At 69.6% G+C, this 16,556-nt stretch carries 13 protein-coding genes and 1 pseudogene; 8 read left to right on the plus strand and 6 right to left on the minus strand.

What is annotated here, in order from left to right:
• A partial coding sequence (locus tag ACIQ67_RS15720) for an ABC transporter substrate-binding protein (protein ID WP_397535321.1) occupies window positions 1-1,121 on the plus strand: 1,121 nt, incomplete at its 5' end.
• 6 nt (window positions 1,122-1,127) lie between these two features.
• On the plus strand, window positions 1,128-3,842 hold the full coding sequence (locus tag ACIQ67_RS15725; protein ID WP_397535322.1) for an ATP-binding protein: 2,715 nt from the start codon (window positions 1,128-1,130) through the stop codon (window positions 3,840-3,842).
• On the opposite strand, the gene ACIQ67_RS15730 is transcribed toward ACIQ67_RS15725, so the two are convergent.
• The gene (locus ACIQ67_RS15730) at window positions 3,839-4,930 is read right to left on the minus strand and encodes a serine hydrolase domain-containing protein (RefSeq protein ID WP_397535323.1); all 1,092 of its coding nucleotides are present in this window, start codon (window positions 4,928-4,930) and stop codon (window positions 3,839-3,841) included. The two genes, ACIQ67_RS15725 and ACIQ67_RS15730, sit on opposite strands and share 4 nt — an antisense overlap.
• A gap of 176 nt (window positions 4,931-5,106) precedes the next feature.
• On the opposite strand from ACIQ67_RS15730, the gene ACIQ67_RS15735 reads away from it, so the two are divergent.
• On the plus strand, window positions 5,107-5,313 hold the full coding sequence (locus tag ACIQ67_RS15735) for a hypothetical protein (protein ID WP_397535324.1): 207 nt from the start codon (window positions 5,107-5,109) through the stop codon (window positions 5,311-5,313).
• On the opposite strand, the gene ACIQ67_RS15740 is transcribed toward ACIQ67_RS15735, so the two are convergent.
• A complete protein-coding gene (locus tag ACIQ67_RS15740) occupies window positions 5,300-7,144 on the minus strand; it encodes a hypothetical protein (protein ID WP_397535325.1) in 1,845 nt (614 codons plus the stop codon). The two genes, ACIQ67_RS15735 and ACIQ67_RS15740, sit on opposite strands and share 14 nt — an antisense overlap.
• Window positions 7,145-7,224: 80 nt before the next feature.
• Between ACIQ67_RS15740 and ACIQ67_RS15745 the strand changes: the two genes are divergently transcribed.
• From ACIQ67_RS15745 to aac(6'), 3 genes are all read left to right on the plus strand, one after another.
• Window positions 7,225-8,307 (plus strand): S66 peptidase family protein, encoded by a 1,083-nt coding sequence (locus tag ACIQ67_RS15745; RefSeq protein WP_397535326.1) that lies wholly within the window; start codon window positions 7,225-7,227, stop codon window positions 8,305-8,307.
• Window positions 8,304-8,693 carry a DUF4440 domain-containing protein gene (locus ACIQ67_RS15750; protein WP_397535327.1) on the plus strand — a complete coding sequence of 130 codons (390 nt, stop codon included), beginning with the start codon at window positions 8,304-8,306 and terminating at the stop codon, window positions 8,691-8,693. The genes ACIQ67_RS15745 and ACIQ67_RS15750 overlap by 4 nt, the downstream gene beginning before the upstream one ends.
• A 77-nt stretch (window positions 8,694-8,770) precedes the next feature.
• Window positions 8,771-9,607, plus strand: coding sequence for an aminoglycoside 6'-N-acetyltransferase (gene aac(6'), locus ACIQ67_RS15755; protein WP_397535328.1), 837 nt, complete (start codon window positions 8,771-8,773; stop codon window positions 9,605-9,607).
• A 4-nt stretch (window positions 9,608-9,611) separates the two neighbouring features.
• On the opposite strand, the gene ACIQ67_RS15760 is transcribed toward aac(6'), so the two are convergent.
• From ACIQ67_RS15760 to ACIQ67_RS15775, 4 genes and pseudogenes are all read right to left on the minus strand, one after another.
• Window positions 9,612-10,196: a histidine phosphatase family protein gene (locus tag ACIQ67_RS15760; RefSeq protein ID WP_397535329.1), complete on the minus strand. Its 585-nt coding sequence runs from the start codon at window positions 10,194-10,196 to the stop codon at window positions 9,612-9,614.
• A 52-nt stretch (window positions 10,197-10,248) separates the two neighbouring features.
• Window positions 10,249-10,815 carry a chorismate--pyruvate lyase family protein gene (locus ACIQ67_RS15765; protein ID WP_397535330.1) on the minus strand — a complete coding sequence of 189 codons (567 nt, stop codon included), beginning with the start codon at window positions 10,813-10,815 and terminating at the stop codon, window positions 10,249-10,251.
• 31 nt (window positions 10,816-10,846) lie between these two features.
• Window positions 10,847-11,704, minus strand: a complete 858-nt coding sequence (gene proC, locus ACIQ67_RS15770) for a pyrroline-5-carboxylate reductase (RefSeq protein ID WP_397535331.1) — start codon at window positions 11,702-11,704, stop codon at window positions 10,847-10,849.
• A gap of 724 nt (window positions 11,705-12,428) precedes the next feature.
• Window positions 12,429-15,368: pseudogene (locus ACIQ67_RS15775) on the minus strand (L-glutamate gamma-semialdehyde dehydrogenase); the annotation flags it as partial.
• A 103-nt stretch (window positions 15,369-15,471) separates the two neighbouring features.
• On the opposite strand from ACIQ67_RS15775, the gene ACIQ67_RS15780 reads away from it, so the two are divergent.
• Together ACIQ67_RS15780 and ACIQ67_RS15785 are read left to right on the plus strand one after the other, a co-directional pair.
• Window positions 15,472-15,984 (plus strand): Lrp/AsnC ligand binding domain-containing protein, encoded by a 513-nt coding sequence (locus ACIQ67_RS15780; RefSeq protein WP_397535332.1) that lies wholly within the window; start codon window positions 15,472-15,474, stop codon window positions 15,982-15,984.
• 273 nt (window positions 15,985-16,257) lie between these two features.
• The coding region (locus ACIQ67_RS15785) for a hypothetical protein (protein ID WP_397535333.1) at window positions 16,258-16,556 on the plus strand (299 nt) is incomplete at its 3' end.

Genomic DNA, 16,556 nt, shown 5'->3' on the forward strand with positions numbered 1-16,556 from the left:
GAAGGGCTGCGATGAAAGCGGCGGTGGCCGCCTCCACCGTGCTGCTCGGCTTGAGCCTGAGCGCCTGCCGGCCCACACCGGAACCCTTGCACATCGGCTTCGTCGGCGGCCTGAGCGGCCGCGTGGTGGATCTCGGCGAGGCCGGGCGCAATGGCGTGATGCTGGCGGTTGATGACATCAATGCTGCGGGCGGCGTGGGCGGGCGGCCAGTCACCGTATCCTACGTGGACGATGCGCAGGACCCCGTCATGGCCAAGGCCGCGGTGCGCCAGCTGGTCGACGAGAAGGCGCGCCTGCTGATCGGGCCGATGACCAGCGCCATGGCCGAGGCCATGCTGCCCGAGATCGAAAGCGCCGGCCTGGTGACCCTCAGCCCCACAGCCACCGCCAGCTCGCTCGCCGGCAAGGACGACATGCTGCTGCGGGTGGCGCCCTCGGTGCAGAGCTACACCATGCAGCAGGCCAAGCTCGACCACGACAAGGGCACGCGCCGCGTCGCCATCGTCTACGACCTGGGCAACCGGGCCTTCTCGACCGACTGGGCCAAGCAGTACGGCGCAGCGATCAAGCAGCTGGGCGCCGAGGTGGTGGCCGAGCAGAGCTTCAGCTCCGGCGACGAAGCCACGCAGGCCGCCGCGCTGCAGGCGGTGCGCAGCGCCTTGCCAGACAGCCTGATGATCGTCGCCAGTGCCGTGGACACGGTACGCCTGCTGCAGCAGGCCAGGCAGCTCGGCCTGAATCAGCGGGTCAGCAGCTCGTCCTGGGCCGGCACCGAGGTGCTGATCCAGCTGGGCGGCCGGGCCGTCGAAGGCATGGCCACGGCCCAGCTGTTCGACCGCGACAGCCCGCAGCCGCGCTACCAGGCCTTCGCCCAGCGCTATCGCGAGCGCTTCAAGCAGGAGCCCGGCTTCGCCAGCGTTGGCGCCTACGATGCCGCGCTCGCCGGTTTGCAAGGCCTCGCCAAGGCGCCGGCTGGCGGCACCGCGCTGAAGAAGGCCCTGATCGACGGCGGCCCTTACCCCGGCCTGCAGGAGGAATGGCGCTTCGATGCCACCGGGGACACCCAGCGCCAGGTCCGCATCGCCGTAGTGCGCGACGGCAAGTTCATGGTTCCACGCTGAACCGGCATGCGAGCGCTTCGGCTGCGGCACTCGATGACCCTGCTGCTGCTGCTGGCGGTCACCGTCATCTTCGGGCTGGTGGGCGCGGTGCTGCTGCTGTACCGCCTGCCGCAGGTGGAAGAGCGCACCCGAGTGCAGCTGCAGGAGCGGGCCAGCACCGCTGAACGCGTGCTCGATCACTATTCGATCGCGGTAGAAGCCCAGCTGAAAGGCGTGGCGTCCGCCACCGACCGCCTGCCTCAGGGCCAGCTGCAGCCACTGGTTCAATCCCTGGTCAACGGCGCCGACATGCTGGACGGCCTCTATGTGCTGGACGCCCGCGACCATGTGCTGGCGCTCGGCCTGCATGAGCGAACCCGCAGCGCCGGCGCTTCGATGATCGGGCTGGATCTGTCCAGCAACGCCTTGGTTCGTCGGCTGCGCGCGCAGCCTGCCAGCGAGGTGCTGTGGAGCGACGAGTACCTGTCGGTGCTGGCCGGGCGCAACACGGTGGCGCTGGGCTTGCGCGCTGGCGAGCACATCGTGATCTTCGAGCTCGCGCCCGCCCGCTTGCTGGACATCATCACCGCGGTGCAGCCCGCCACCAGCTTCCAGCTGCTGGTGGTGGACAGCGGCGGTCGCTTTCTGGCTGCCTCGGAGCTGCACGAGTCCTCGGCCAGATTCGCCAACTACGCGCTCAGCCCGGCGGTGCAGGCTGCCTTGAGTGCGCAGCCGCTGCCAATGGGCCATGAGCTACTGGACGGCAAGAAAGTAGCCGTCGGGGCCGCACGCTCCGCCAAGCTCGGCTGGGTGGTGCTGGCCTTCAGCACCACTGGCCTGGGCGAGTACACCTACCGGACCACCGTCATGCTGGTCGGCGGAGGCCTGCTCGCGGTGGTGCTGCTGGCCCTACTGATGGCGCCGCTGTGGGCCGGGCGCATGGCACGGCCGATGCATGCGGTGATCCGCCGCGTCAGCGCCTTCTCCAAGGGCGACGCCCACTCAGCCTGGCCGACGAGCACCGGCGTGATCGAGCTCAACCAGCTGGCGCATGAGGTCGAGCAGATGGCCGCGCAGGTGCACAGCCGCGAACAGGATGTGCGTCGCGGTGCCGAGCGGCTGCGCGCGACGCTGGAGTCGGTGCCCAGCATCGCGATCCAGTGGTACGACCGCGAGGGCCGCATCCACTACTGGAACCCGGCTTCCGAGGCCATGTACGGCTTCACCGCCGAGCAAGCGCTGGGCCTCACGGTACGGGAAGCACCGCTGATGTATGTCGATGCCGAGCAGGTGGCGGCGCTGTGCAAGATCCTCGACGACATCGACCGCGGCGGCGGTGCCTTCGGGCCGGCCGAATTCAAGCTGCGCCACGCCGACGGGCGCTATATCGACGTGCTGGCCACGCTGTTCGCGATACCGGCCGACGACGGCAGCCGCCTGATCGCCTGCATGGATGTGGACGTCACCGCGCGCAATGCGGCGCTGGCCTCGCTGGCCGCCATCGAACAGCGCCAGGAGCTGATCTTCAGCGCCTCGCCAATCGCGCTCTCGGTCGGCAACGCCAACGACGACTTCCGTGTCACCTCGGTGAACGCCGCCTGGGAACGCCTGCTTAAGCGAAGCGCCGACGAGGTACGCGGCCGCAATGGTCGCGATTTCGGCCTCTGGGCCGACCCAGCCGACCGGCAGCGCTTCCTGGATCAGCTCGACAGCCACCGCAAAGACGTGTCGATGGAAGCCGAGTTGCTGGACGGGCGCGGCCGCAAAGTGCTGTGCCGCATCTCGGCGCGCCTGGCCAGCATCGGCAGCGAACGCCTGCTGCTGATGGCGCTGGAAGACATCCGCGAACAGCGCCAGGCTGAGGAAGAGATCCGGCAACTGAACACCCAGCTGGAGCAGCGCGTGGTCGACCGCACGGCGGAGCTGTCGCTGGCTAACGCCGAACTGGCGCGCAATCTTGAAACCCTGACCTGCACCCAGCAGCAGCTGGTGCAGGCGGAGAAGCTGGCCGCGCTGGGCAAGCTGGTGGCCGGTGTCGCGCATGAGCTCAACACGCCGATCGGCAACGGCCTGATGGCCATCTCGACGCTGGCTGACCATACCGATCAGATCAAGGCCGCGCTGCGCGGCGGCTTGAAGCGTTCAACCCTGGAGGACTTCGTCGCCGCCGTCGATCAAGGGCAGCAGATCGTGCTGCGCAACCTGACCCGCGCCGCCGAACTGGTCACCAGCTTCAAGCAGGTAGCGGTGGACCAGTCCACAGCACAGCGCCGGCAGTTCGACCTGGCCGCGCTGGTCGACGAGATCATGCTGACGCTGCGGCCCAGCTTCAAGCGAACGCCCTATATCATCACATCAAGCTGCCCGCCTGGACTGAAGCTCGACAGCTATCCCGGGCCGCTGGGTCAGGTGCTGACCAACCTGATCAACAACGCGGTGATCCACGGCTTCGACGAGCGCGACCATGGCCGCATCGAGGTCCGCTGCGAAGCGCTGCCCGGCGATCAGCTGCGCCTGAGCGTCAGCGACGATGGCCAGGGCATCCCCGAGAAAGCGCTGGCCAGCGTGTTCGACCCCTTCTTCACCACCCGCATGGGGCGTGGCGGCACCGGCCTGGGCTTGCACATCTCGCACAGCCTTGTCACCCATGTACTGGGCGGCAGCATTAAGGTGGAGAGCCGCGTGGGCGAGGGCACGACCGTCAGCATCGAGCTGCCGCGGGTGGCCCCGATGCCGGGCTAACGCAGAGCCTGCGCGAGCGCCTTCATCACCCCGGGCAGCCAGCTGCCGTCCAGCCAGCGCAGCACCACCACCGCCTGCAGCGCCGGCTCCACCCACACCACATGACCGCCCGCTCCCATCATGAAGAACGCCTCGGTCGATGCGCCCGGGAACGCCTTGCCATCGCGGTTCAGCCACACCAGGCGGCCGTAGAAAGGCGCAATCGCGCAGGGCTGCTGCAGCGCGACCACCCAGTCGCGCTGCAGGATCTGCCGGCCCTGGTGCAGGCCGCCATCCAGCAGCAGTTGGCCCAAACGCGCCTGGTCACGCGCGTTGATCGACACGCCGCCGCCCCAGTGCGTGCCGCCCGGCACCGACTGCACGCGCCGGCCGTCCGGCAGCGTCAGCCAGGCCTCGTCATAGCCGCGCCAGGAAAAACCTGAGCCTCCGCCCAGCGGCTTGAGGATCTCGTCCAGAAAAACCTCGGGCAGCGACCTGCCAAACAGATGCAGCAGCGCCAGCGCCAGCTGGTTGATGCGCACATCGTTGTATTCCCAGTAGCTGCCTGGTACCTGCAGCGGCCGCGCGCCGCCTTTCGGGCCGCCGGCTGGCCGCGGATCGTTGGCTACCTTGCGCCAGCGGTCCGCCTGCTCCGACAGGCCGAAGCACTCGCCCTCCCACTCGCTGGTCTGCTCCAGCAGCATGGCCCAGCTGATGGCCCGGTTGTGCGCGCTGTCGTCAAAGCCGATGCCCGGCAGACTGGCCGCCACCGGTGCGTGCACATCGGGCAGCAGGCCCTCGCGCTGCGCGACGCCGGCCAGCAGGCACAGATAGGTCTTGGCCACGCTGAAGGTCAGGTCGGCGCGATCAGGCTCGCCCCAGGCCGCGATCTCGCGCCCCTGCTGCAGGATCACCCCGCCCTGCGGCCCGCGCTCATGCACCGGGCCGCGCAACACATTCCACGGCGACGGGTCATCATGATGCACGCCAAAGGGCTGCTGGCCCGGGCCGGGCACCGCATGCGGGTCGCGCGGCCAGGGGGTCTCATGGGCTTGGGCCAGCGCGATCGCTTGTTCAAGCGCGGCGCTTCGGGAAGCGGTATCCGTCATGCAGCAACTCCGGTTCACTGGACTCGATTGTGGGCCGGGCAGGCTGGGGCTGGATCAGCCAAGAGCGCCAACGGGACACATTGCGCACAAGCCTCGGGCGGGCCTTAGCCGCTAACATGCCACCGACTCGCCGCCGGCGGGTTCATTCTTTTCAAGCGAGCAGGCAGACCCTCTTCATGCTTAACCTCTCCTCCCAGGCCGCCACAGGCGTCGACTACTACGTCGGCTGGTTCACCCTGGCCCTGATCAATGCCGGCCTGGCGCAGTCCAAGCGCCGCAAGGGCTTGAACTGGTTCCTGATCTCCTTGCTGGTCGGCCCCATCGCCACCTTGCTGCTGGTGATCTGGGAGCCGCTGCCGGCGGACGGGTCTAGCGAGCGCTGATCCAGGCCCGGCAGGCTGCATGGCTGGCGGCATCGGCCTTGGCCTGCCAGCGCGGCAGCTGCTGCGGCGTGCGCGAGACAGGCCGGTAGACCACCTCGCGCACCTTGCCTGGCGCACCGTCCACACCCGGCTCGCGAATCTGCAGCTGCACATCGCGCCGCACATCGCCGCCATGCACCGAGAAGCCCGCCAACGCCATGCCGTCGCGCAGGCCGGCGGCATGGGCCGGGCCCTCAGGATCGACGCCCTGCAGCACCCGCGTCTGGAACGACGCGCGGTCAAAGCCCAGCTGCCAGACCGGCACCGATTCCTCGATGCGCTGCAGGCAAGGCCCCATCGCCTCAGCCCAGCTTGGCTGTGTCAGAGGCAGCGGCTCGCCTTGGGCGACATGACGCCGCAATTCGTCAGCTGGATCGATGCCGGTGCCGGCCAGCGCCTGGGACAGCGCCTGCAGCACCCGCTCGGAGGCCGGGTTCTGATCGTCGCGGGTGCCGGCTGGCAGCAGCAGACCTTGCAGCAGAGTGCTCAGGCTGCCACGGCCGGCCTGGCGCAGCGCAGCATCCCAGCGCAGCGCCAGCAGCTCGCCGCGGCTATACATCTGTTTGCCGGCCTCGCGGTCGCTGAAGAAGCGCGGTGCGATCTCGGCCGCCTTCAGGCCGCGCGCCGGTGAGCGAAGATAGGCGCGCGCCCGCTCGGTCAGTCTGTCGGCATAGCGGTCCAGGTCCCACAGTCCGGCAGCCAGCAGCAGGCGGTAGCTGTAGTGATCGGTGAAGCCCTCGGAAAACCAGTAGTGCGGCACATCGACCGCCTCGCTGCCTGCCTCCGCCTTGGCCCGGCGACCGGCGCCATGCGCGCCGAAGCGCCGCGGAAACCACTGGTGCAGGTTCTCATGCGCCACCAGGAATTCGAAGGCACCATCGCGCGCGCTGAAGTCCTGCGGCACATGCATCACCGCCACCCTTTCCACCAAGGTGCCGCCGCTGTTGTTGCCAGGCAGGTGGTTGGGCGTCAGCACCAGCCATTGATGCTTGGCATGGCCCTGCTCATCGCCCCAGAACCGGCGCTGCAGATCCACGAGCCGGGCGCTGGCATCGGCGAACTCGGAATCGCTGAGCTGCGCATAGCTGCCGCGTACTGCCAGATCCAGCACACCGCCCTGCACCGGCCGCTGCTGCAGGCGCCACATAGGCCCGCTGGCATAGAAGGCATGGCGCAGCTGCGCATGCGAGCCGCTCGTTCTCCAGATCAGCGCCTGGCCTGGCGCAGACAGTCCCGGCGTGCCAAAGGCCGGGCTCTGCGCATCGAAGGGCTGCAGCGTCAGGCACAGCCTGGTCAGCCGGTCGTCGCCCCAATGCTCGACGCTGGGCAGCACGCCATGGCCAAAGAACTGGAAACCGCGGGCGCCCACCTGGGTGCGGTACATCTCGGTGGGGTCCTGCGGCTTGATCGCTTCCGGGTCAGCCAGCGCGCTGCGAACCCGCCAGCTCAGCTGCACCAGCTCGTCCGCCCCATGCTGCACCTGCCAGCGGAAGGGCTCGGCCAGCGGCTGGATGCGCTGGCCCGCCTGCAGCGCTTGCCAGTCGCCATAGCTGGCGACGTAATCGGTCACGCCGGCCCAGGCCGGCACCGCGCGGATCACGCTCTCGCGCCGGCCCGCGGCGGCGAAACGCAGCTCCACCTCCAGCGCGGCCGGCTGCAGATCGGGCCGGGCCTTGACGCGGTAGTCCAGATCGCAGCCTTCGAGCAGCGTGTCGGCGGCGCTGGCAGCTGCCGGCAGAAAGGCAGCCGCGCTGCAGCCGATGGCAAGGAGGGTCAGTGTCTGGCGGCGCATAAAAAACGTCCTCGCTGGGCGGTGCGCGATTATCACGAGCCGCCTGAGCTAAGCTCATTCGTCATAGCCCCGCAGAACCGATGACAGCCACCACCAATCCCCGCTTCCCGCCACGCTGCCCCAAACCCCTGGCCACCGGAGACCTGATCGCGATCACCGCGCCCTCCTCCGGCGTTCAGCCTTCACGCCATGCCAGGCTGGATCGCGCGTCGGACGCACTTCGCCAGCGCGGCTACCGGGTAGTGGAAGGCACATGCCTGCGCGCCGAGCACCAGCAGGCCAGCGCACCGGCCGCGCAGCGCGCCGCCGAGCTGATGCGCTTTCTGCGCGACCCCGAGGTGGCCGCCGTGATGCCGCCCTGGGGCGGCGAGCGCGCCATCGAACTGCTACCGCTGCTGGATTTCGAGGCCCTGGCGGCCCTGCCGCCCAAATGGCTGGTCGGCTTCTCGGACCTCAGCACGCTGCAGCTTCCCTTGCTGCTGCGCGCGGGCTGGAGCAGCCTGCATGGCCCCAATCTGATGGAGCATGGCGCAGCCGAGGTCGACACCACCACCGCCGGCGTCTGGCCCCTGCTGGCCGCCGCACCGGGCGAGACGCTGCGACAGTCGGCATCGAAGGCCTATCGCGGCGCCGGCCAGCATGTGGACTGGGGCGTCGATCCGGCCGCCGGCTTCAACCTGAGCGAGCCCACGCAATGGGCGCGGCTGGATGGCAGCTCGGCGCCGCTGACACTTGAGGGACGGCTGACGGGCGGCTGCCTGGACACCCTCGCCCGCCTGGCCGGCACGCCGTATGGCGAGCTACCCGCTTTTGTGCGCGCCTGCGGCAGCGAGGGTACGCTGCTGTTCCTTGAGAACTGCGAGATGTCGCCCTGCGAGCTGCTGCGGGCCTTGAGCAGCCTGCGCCTGCACGGCTGGTTCGACGGCCTGGCCGGCCTGTTGCTCGGCCGCAGCGCCGGCCCCGCCACACAGGGCGATCTGAGCATGCGCCAGGTGCTGCAGGACGTATTGGGCGACCTGCCAATGCCGGTGCTGATCGATCTGGACATCGGCCATGTGCCGCCGCAGCTCTCGCTGCTGCAGGGCGGACTGGCCCGGCTGCACTTCAACGGCGCGGGCGGCGGCTGGGTTGAGCAGCGCCGGCTTGGCACGGAGGGCGCATGAGCCAACAGCCCCTGCTCGCCGAGCTGCGCGCCCTCGAACTGCAGCTGCACCAGCCCGCCGTGCGCAGCGACGCAGCCGCGCTGGCCAGCCTGCTGCATGCCGACTTCGCCGAGATCGGCCGCTCGGGCCGCGCCTACACGCGGGCCGAGATGGTGGCGCTGCTGCTGGAGCCTGATGATTCACAGCCGCCGGTGACCATCGTGGCCGACGCCTTCGCGCTCAGCCTGCTGGCGCCGGGCGTGGCGCTGCTGAACTACCGCTCGGCCCACCGCGCGGCCGCTGGCGGCCTGCAGCGCCACACCTTGCGCAGCTCGCTGTGGCTTCACACGCCGCTGGGCTGGCAAATGCGCTTCCATCAGGGCACGGCGACGACAGACTGGGCATGAGGGCGGAAGAACTGATGCTTTCCCTCGGCTTCAAGCGCTGCGCGCTCGGGTAAGCTGCCCCGCAAGGACCCCGCCCGATGCATCTGATCGATCCCTGCTCCGACCTCGACCGCAATGCCTGGCTGCAGCTGCGCCTGCAGCTGTGGCCGGATTGCCCTGTCGACGATCACCGGCGCGAGATCGAGCAACAGCTGGCCGAGCCGGCGCGCTTTGGCGCCTGGCTGGCGCGCGATATCGACGGTGTGCCGCAAGGCCTGATCGAGGTGGCGCTGCGGCGCGACTATGTGCCCGGCGCCGACCATTCGCCGGTGCTGTATCTGGAAGGCATCTATGTGCAGCCCGAGGCGCGCCGCCACGGCCTGGCGCGCGAGCTGGTGGCCGCTGCCGCCACCTGGGGCGCCAGCCACGGCTGCCGCGAGTTCGCTTCAGACACCACGCTGGACAACGCCGACAGCCAGGCCATGCACCTGGCACTGGGTTTCAAGGAGACCGCGCGGCTGGCCTTCTACCTGGCGCCGCTGACGCCGGAAGGCCAGGAGCGCCCGCCGCCACCGGCCTCGCGCGAGCTGAAGTCCTTCGTGCCGGCGCTGGACTTTGCGCTGAGCAAGCGCTTCTACATGGCGCTGGGCATGGATCTGATCTGGTCCACCGACGAGCTGGCCTACTTCCGCCAGGGGCCGGCGCGCTTTCTGCTGCAGGCCTTCAACGAGCCAGCCTTCGCCGCCAACTTCCAGATGCACCTGCTGGTGGACGATGCCGATGCCTGGTGGCGCCATGCGGCGCCAGTGGCCGAGCGCTTCGGCACCCGCTGCGACCCGCCGGCCGACCAGCCCTGGGGCCTGCGCGACTTTGCGTTGCTCGACCCCGCCGGCGTGCTGTGGCGCATCGGCCACCCGCTGGCCGGCCGCGGCTGATCGATCAGCCCGCCAAGCGCGCCAGCACGTGCGGCTGGCTACGCGCATCAAGCCCCAGCACCAGGCCCTCGCCCGAGGCGGTGTTCGCGCCCACCAGATCATTCAGCACGAACATATGCGTGACCCAGACCTCGAAGCGGCCACCGCCCTGCTGCACCGCCGCCTGCACGCCCGCGCGCAGCTGCGCCAGCGACTGGGCATTGGTGGCTTCCGCGCCGCCGTGGGGTGAGCCCAGCGCCGCCCAGGGCTCGGCGCGGCCGAAGGCCAGCTCAGCCGTTTCCAGACAGCGGCACCAGGGGCTGCTGCGCACCCGCGCCGGCACCAGCCCGGCGGCCTTCAGGCGCTGGCCGATGGCGCGCGCCTGCGCCCGGCCGGCATCGTCCAGATTGCGTTGCGTGCTGCAGTCGCCCAGCTTGAAGCCGGGCGGGTCGAAGGTGCCGGGTGCCAGGGCATGGCGCATCGCCAGCACCGCGCCGCCGCGGCGCAACAGGCCCAGGGCCGCGTCATCGGCCCTGGCCGGGCTGGTGGCCGCGGGCAATCCCAGCGCAGCCAGCGCCGCAAGACAGTCGCGTCGGTTCACAACAGGCATGGCCGTAGCACTCCATCAATGAACTGCGACGGATGATGCCCGCCGGCCCATATCAGCGCCGGCCGCGGGGCTTCTGTTTCTTGCCCAGCGGGCCAGGCCGATGGCAGGCCAGCTGCGGCGCGAACAGCTCCATCACACGCAGCTCCGCGCCCTTGCGGTGGAACACCGAGTTGCGCGACCAGAGCATCTGCGCCGCGACCGCCTCACCGGTGGCCGCATGCCACTGGCGCTGCATGTGGCGGCGCGTATGGCCATGGCGGGCCAGCCGGCGCGGCTGCAGCTCGCTGCGCTGCACGCGCGGGTCGGCATAGAGCAGATGCGCCAGCGGCCGCGTGCCCAGGCCCTTGAGCGCCTTCCATGGCCCGGCCAGCGCGCTGGCATGAAGGGCGGAGCGGGCCCACACCAGCGGCTCGCCATCGACGCGCAGCAGCACCTCGCGCACGACCGTACAGCCGCGCCGCGGCAGGCCCAGCGCGCGCCGCTCGGGCGCACGCAGCGGCGTCACCGCCTGGCGCAAAACCTGCACCTCGAAGCGCTGGCCCAGCGCGGCCAGGCGCCGGCTCAGCGAACCGGGCGCGCGCAGCCAGTCGCGCAGGCCCAGACGGCTTGCAATGCCCATGCGGTGTCTTCCGTCGTGTACGAGCCGGGGGTCAGGTCTTGCTGTTACCGCTGCCAGGCGCAACGGCGCCGAACTCGTCGCCCAGCTCCTTGGCGCGGCGCGCGGCGGCCTGCACGGCGCGCTGCACCGCCTCGCCCACGCCATCGGCCTGCAGGCTGCTGATGGCCGCGTAGGTGGTGCCGCCTTTCGACGTGACACGCTCACGCAGCACCGTCGGCGATTCGTCCGACTGCAGGCCCAAGGCCGCCGCGCCGCCGCAGGTGGCCAGCGCGAGGCGGCGGCCCTGTTCGGCACTCAGCCCCAGCTGCACGGCAGCGGCCATCATGGCCTCGACCATGTAGAAGAAGTAGGCCGGGCCCGAGCCAGACAGCGCGGTGACGGCATCCAGATCAGCCTCGGCCGCCACCCACAGCGTTTGCCCGGTGGGCGCCAGCACCTGCTCGACCAGGCCCTTGTCCGCGGGCGTGACGGCCTCGCGCGCAAACAGCCCGGCAATGCCCTGGCCGATCAGCGCCGGCGTGTTGGGCATGGCGCGCACCACACGCGGTGAGCCGGTGGCGGCCACGATGGAATCGCTGCGGATGCCCGCCATCACCGACAGCTGCAGCGCCCCAGCCACCGCGCCGGCGCAGGGTGCGGCCGCTTCAGCAAACAGCTGCGGCTTGACGGCCCAGACCAGCAGCGCCGCCTCGCCTAGGCTGGCATCAGCCGCAGGCAGAAGGCGCAGGCCGGGAAACTCGGCCGCCAGCTTGGCGCGCTGCGCCTCGAAGGGCTCGACCACGATGACGGAGGCCGCCGGGCGACCGGCGCGCAAAAGGCCGCCGATGATGGCGCCGGCCATATTGCCGCCGCCGATGAAGGCCAGAGTGGGTTGAGGTGCTGTGCTCATGGGCACCAAGTGTAGAAGGCGACTCGCGCCGCCTTCCGCCGACCCCGCCCCCGCTTCAACGCTCGCCCGCCAGCAGCGCCGCGTTGCCGCCGGCTGCAGCCGTGTTGATGGTCAGCGTCTGCTCGGCTGCGAAGCGGAAGAGCTGGCGCGCATCCATCGCCTCGGCGGCGCTGACCAGCGGCAGGATGGCGCCCTTGCGGGCGGCCAGCTGGCGCTGCAAGGGCGCAGCCGCCAGTTCGCCGGCGACGCAGACCCCCGCCAGGCCCTCAGCGGCCAGCCAGGCAGCCACGCCGCCGCCAACACGTTGCAGCGCCGATTCCGGCAGGCCGGCCAGACGCAGCGCGCGCAGCAGCGGCTCAGCCACGGCCTCGCCCGCGGCGCTGTCGGTCAGCAAGGCCACGGCATTGCCAGCCAGCAGCGCTGCCGCGATCGAGGCGGCCAGCGCAGGCGCGCCGGGCAGGCCGTTGCCCAGCAGCAGGAACACACCGCGGCCATGCAGGCGCAGCTCATTGCTCTCGCCAGTGGGGCCGGGCAGGCTGTGCGAAGCCAGCTCGCGCTCGGCCGCGGTGCACAGCTCCTGAACCAGCGCGCCGCCCGCGCCATCCAGGCCGGCTGCAGCGCGGCGCAGCACCGCCGCGCGCTGCGCCAGCGGCGTGTCGCTCCAGGCCAGCGCGCCCTGCTGCAGCGGCGCCAGCGCGGCCTGCGCCTGGGCCACATCAGAGCCCGCGCCCGCTTCCAGCGGCACGGGCGACCCAGCCGCACCGTTGGCCGCTGCCGTTGCAATGAAGCGGCGCAGATAGAAAGGCCCGCCCGCCTTCGGGCCGGTGCCTGAGAGGCCTTCGCCGCCGAAGGGCTGCACGCCAACCACCGCGCCGATGATGTTGCGGTTCACATAGACATTGCCGATGCGCGCGGCGTCCGCCAGGCGCTGGGCGCGGCTGTCGATACGGGTCTGGATGCCGAAGGTCAGGCCGTAGCCGAGCGCGTTGATGCGCTCCACCACCGCATCCGGCTCGCCATTCCAGCGCAGCACATGCAGCACCGGGCCGAAGATCTCGGCGCCCAGGTCTTCGATGCGCGAAATCTCAAAAGCCACCGGGCGCTGCTGGCGCGGCATGGCCTCGAACACCGGCGCCTCGGCGATCAGCCGCTTCGCCTCGCGCTTCAGGCGCTCCACATGCGCGCTGATGCCGGCATGGGCTTCGTCGTCGATCAGCGGGCCCACATCGGTGGCCAGCTCGGCGGGCTTGCCCACGCGCAGCTCGCGCATCGCGCCGGCCAGCATCTCGATCAGGCCATCGGCAATGCCCTCATGCACGCACAGCAGGCGCAGCGCCGAGCAGCGCTGGCCGGCCGAACGGAAGGCGCTCTGCACCACGGCATCGATCACCTGCTCGGGCAGCGCGGTGGAGTCCACCAGCATCGCGTTGATGCCGCCGGTCTCGGCGATCAGCGGCACCGGCTGCGCCTTGGTGGCGGCCAGGCTGCGGTTGATCAGCTGCGCCACCTGGGTGGAGCCGGTGAAGCACACGCCCGCCGTCAGCGCATGGGCCACAAGGCCGGCGCCCACGGTTTCGCCAGCGCCGTGCAGCAGCACCAGCGCATCGGCGGCCACGCCAGCGGCGTGCAGCAAGGCCACCATCTGCTGCGCCACGAACGGGGTCTGCTCGGCCGGCTTGGCAGCCACCGTGTTGCCGGTGACGAGTGCCGCTGCCACCTGGCCAGCAAAGATCGCCAGCGGGAAATTCCAGGGGCTGATGCAGACGAAGACGCCGCGGCCTTGGGCGCCAGAGCCCAGGGTTTCAGCTTCATCAGCGTAGTAACGCAAGAAGTCCACCGCTTCGCGCACTTCGGCAATGCAGTCGGCCTGGGTTTTGTAGGCTTCCTTCACCAGCAGCGCGCAGAACTCGGGCAGACGCGCATCCAGCGCATCAGCAGCGCGGCGCAGCGCGGCGGCGCGCTGCGCCACCGGCGTGGCGTTCCAGCCGGCAAAGCCGGCTTGCAGGCGCTTCATCGCGGCGTCCACCGCGGCGGCGTCAGCCTCGGCCACAGGCTCAATACGGCAAGTCTCCAGCGCCTGCAGCAGCGGTGTGCGCTGGGCCAGATCGGCCAGATCAGCACCGCTTGAATTGCGGCGCTTGGCGCCATACAGCGCGGGCGGCAGCGGCAGCGAGCCGGCGGGCTGAATCAGGCTCAGCGGCGAAGCCAGCAGTTCTTCAGGCGCCACGCTCGGGTCGGCCAGCTGGTGCACGAAGGAAGAATTGGCGCCGTTCTCCAGCAGGCGGCGCACAAGATAGGCCAGCAGATCGCGGTGCTCACCCACCGGGGCGTAGACGCGGCAGGGAATGCTGCTGTCCTTCAGCACCTCGCGGTAAACGCCCTCGCCCATGCCGTGCAGGCGCTGCATCTCGAAGGGCGCATTGGCGGCCCTGGCCATCTGCACGATGGCGGCGATGGTGCCGGCGTTGTGGCTGGCGAACTGCGGGTAGATCACATCGGCATGCGCGATCAGGCGCTGCGCGCAGGCCAGGTAGGACACATCGGTGTGCTGCTTGTGCGTGAACACCGGGTATTCGTTCAGGCCCAGCTCCTGCGCGCGCTTGATCTCGCCGTCCCAATAAGCGCCCTTGACCAGGCGCACCATGAAGCGCAGGCCGTGGCGGCGCGCGATGGCGGCCACCTCGTCCACCACCGCCAGCGCGCGGGTCTGGTAGGCCTGCACCGCCAGGCCGAAGCCGCGCCATTGCGGAAAGTGCCCGGCAATGCGCTGGGCCAGCGCCTCCAGCACATCCAGCGACAGCTCCAGGCGGTCGACTTCCTCGGCGTCGATGGTCAGATTGATATTGGCCTGCGCGGCTCTTTCCACCAGCTGCCAGACGCGCGGCAGCAGCTCGGCAAACACGCGCTCGCGCTGCAGCACCTCATAGCGCGAGAACAGCGCCGAGAGCTTGATCGAGATGCCATCCGCGCCCTCGGGCGACTCGGCGCGGGCGCGCCCGGCGATGGCGGCAATGGCGGTCAGGTAGGCCTGGTGGTAGCGCTGGGCATCGGCTTCGGTGCGGGCGCCCTCGCCCAGCATGTCGTAGCTGAAGCGCAGCTGGGCCTGCTGGCGGCGCGCGCTGGCGGCTTCGTCCATGGCCTCCTGGATATTGCGGCCCAGCACGAACTGCCGGCCCAGCAGCTGGATGGCGCGCACGGTGGCAGCCACCACGGTCTGCGCGCCCAGGCGCTGCAGCAGGCCGCCTTCGTTCTCGGCCTCGGGCAGGAACTTCTTGGACAGCGAAATGGCGCTGGCCGACAGGCTGGCCAGCATCTTGTGCGGGCCATCGCCACCGGCGGCATCAAAGTCGGCACGGCCCAGCTGGTCGGCTGTCAGCGCGATGGCGGTGGGCGCATCAGGCACGCGCAGCAGCGCCTCAGCCAGGCGCATCAGGGCCAGGCCCTCGGCGCTGGTGATGGGGTATTCGCGCAGCAGCGACTCCATGGCCCAGAACGGCGCCGGCTTGGCCCGCACCTGCTCCACCCAGGGCGCCGCCGTGGCCAGCACGGCCGGCCAATCCATGGCCTGGCCCAGGCTGGCGGCCAGCGCCTGCACCACGGCGCTTTCTTCGCGATACGGGCTGGGCAGGCGGGCGGTTTCCGGCGGGAGGGCAAAGTGGCTCATGAGGGCACTCTCTGGCGATGATGCTAGTGAAGACCTGAACTTTATGGATTTGCCGCTTGGATTAAATTCCGAAGATCTGAAGATTGACCGAAAGAAATCCAGCATGCCCAGCTCGAAAACCAGCAGCAGCACCACCGCGGCCAGCACCATGCCGCCCGAAGGCCTGGACAAGATCGACGCCCGCATCCTGCGCGTGCTGCAGAGCGACGGCCGCATCTCCAACCTGAAGCTGGCTGAGGCGGTACACCTGTCACCCACCGCGGTGCTGGAGCGGGTGAAGCGCCTGACGCGCGAGGGTTACATCCTGGGCTATGAGGCGCGGCTGAACCCCGACAAGCTGGGCGCCTCGATGCTGGTGTTCATCGAGATCCTGCTGGACCGCACGGTGCACGACGTGATGGACAACTTCAGGGCCGCGGTGCAGGCCCGCCCCGAAATCCTGGAATGCCATCTGGTGGCCGGCGGTTTTGACTATCTGCTGAAGACGCGCGTGGCCGACATGGCCCATTACCGCGAATTCATCGGCAGCGTGATCTGGACCCTGCCCGGCGTGCGCGAGACGCGCACTTATGCGGTGATGGAAGAGGTGAAGAGCACGACGGCGTTGGCGATTTGAAGCTCGGGTGGCGCGCCGGTGTTTCCGGTTAAGCAGCCTCTTGTCTGATGCAATAAGTTCTCAACCGACATGCCCAAACTGGCGGTCAGTTGAATAGTCCTTGCCTGCGAGGCCGCCACGGCGCGAATTCGGCCAAATCTGCAGGTCAATATGCTCTTGTCTAGCCATGAGCGCGGATAGGAGGGGGCAGGTCAGGCTAACCACTACATTGCAGTGGACCTGCGCCAGCTACGCTGGCTAGTCCGCTTAGCTTTCGCGTTTGTCCCCAGCCCTATGAACCACCAGCTTGAACTTCGCTTCGAACCGGACACCGATGGAACGGGTGAGCTCTGCGCTTCAGCCAGTTGTGGCCACTTCTCGGGAGCTGGCGCGGCCTGGTTTAGCGAAGGCGAAGTTCGGACCTTTGGCGCCAAACTGCAGTCTTGCTTTCCGCTGGCGCCGGGCGCCGAACTGCGACTCGAGGGAGCCTACTGGGACTCCTATTCCGTTCCACCCAGATTGAAAGACGTGCTGCTCGGGATTCGGGTCTATCCGGTAGGAAGCACCGGAGGCATCGGAGTTCACTTGAGGCT

Origin of the sequence: Roseateles sp., assembly GCF_044373315.1 — a bacterium.
Lineage (GTDB): Bacteria > Pseudomonadota > Gammaproteobacteria > Burkholderiales > Burkholderiaceae_C > JACDQM01.